Below are 1,209 nucleotides of genomic sequence, written 5' to 3'. Positions count from 1 at the left end.
TCCTCAATTGTCAAGTTAAGTGCAACACTAATGGCCTATTCTTATAATTGGTCTAGAAAGTTAAACCAGTTGTGGCATAACATCCGCTGGACAACTATAGCTTAAACAGCGGCGGGGACGGTGATTCAGCGTGTCCTGAACCAACTGCAGATCCACTAATGAGAGGTTCTTAAAGGAATGCCCCTTTGGGAAGAACTCTCTTAATTGACCATTCACATTCTCATTAGTGCCCCGTTCCCAGGGAGAATATGGATGGGCAAAGTAGATTTCCGTTCCTTGAACCTGATTTAAACTAGCGAATTCCGAGCCGTTGTCAAACGTGATCGTCCGAAAGTTTTCTGCACCGTAATCATCAATCGTATCTTGGAGGGCTTGCCGGCAAGTCTCTGCCCGGTAATCAGGCAATTTAACGATAATTTCCATCCGGCTAACTCGCTCGGTTAACGTCATTAAAGCTGGTTCGGACTCAACCCGTTTGGCTTTCACTAAGTCGCCTTCCCAATGGCCCAACTCCTGACGTTTCCGAACCACTGCGGGCCGGTCTTCAATGGACTGTCCAAGCCGTTTTTTATTCAGGCGGGCATGTCGGTGATTCGGGCGTTTAACGCGGCGACGTAGCTTCATGGGTAAATCATAGTTGTGAAGCTCCGGGAGCTTGCCAGCCTCGATATACCGATAGACCGTAGCCGTTGATGGGCAGGGAAAGCCCGGGTAATGAGCTTTGAAATAGTGGACATACGTATCGACACTGAAAACTCGTGGCTTAGCTTTTAAAGCTTTCGGCAGGGACTTGAAGAACACGGCAGCCCGCTGCAGTAAACCTTTGGGGTGACACTTGGCCCGCTGTTCTCGATAGTAAGCCGCCCCGCGCTCGGCAAAGTAGCCCTGATATGACCGATGTTTCTGGGAATCAATCTGGGTGGTTAACCCGCGTTTTAATTCGCGAGAAATGGTGCTGGGACTCCGGTGAAGCCGGCTGGCGATCTGACGAACGCCAAATCCTAATCGAGTCAGGGACTCAATTTGACCGCGTTCAAAAGATTGGAGTTGTTGGTAATGCTTAGGCATGATATTCTTAGTTTGGGTCATGAAGACACCTATCCTTATCTGTTGATTTTGTCGTTAATAATAAGAATAGGCCTTCATGGCCTTTTAAGCTAGTCTAATTGGTCTAGTTATCAAGTGTTGCACTTCAATTTTAAATCGGGG

At 47.9% G+C, this 1,209-nt stretch carries 1 protein-coding gene; it reads right to left on the bottom strand.

The features are described 5' to 3' along the window. Positions 1 to 60: 60 nt before the first annotated feature. The gene (locus FD32_RS06285) at positions 61 to 1,089 is read right to left on the bottom strand and encodes an IS30 family transposase (protein WP_056962141.1); all 1,029 of its coding nucleotides are present in this window, start codon (positions 1,087 to 1,089) and stop codon (positions 61 to 63) included. Positions 1,090 to 1,209 lie beyond the last annotated feature (120 nt).

Source organism: Limosilactobacillus panis DSM 6035 (assembly GCF_001435935.1).
GTDB classification, from domain to species: Bacteria; Bacillota; Bacilli; order Lactobacillales; family Lactobacillaceae; genus Limosilactobacillus; species Limosilactobacillus panis.
The sequence above is the reverse complement of the archived record's forward strand: the minus strand, read 5'-3'. Positions and strand labels throughout refer to the sequence as shown.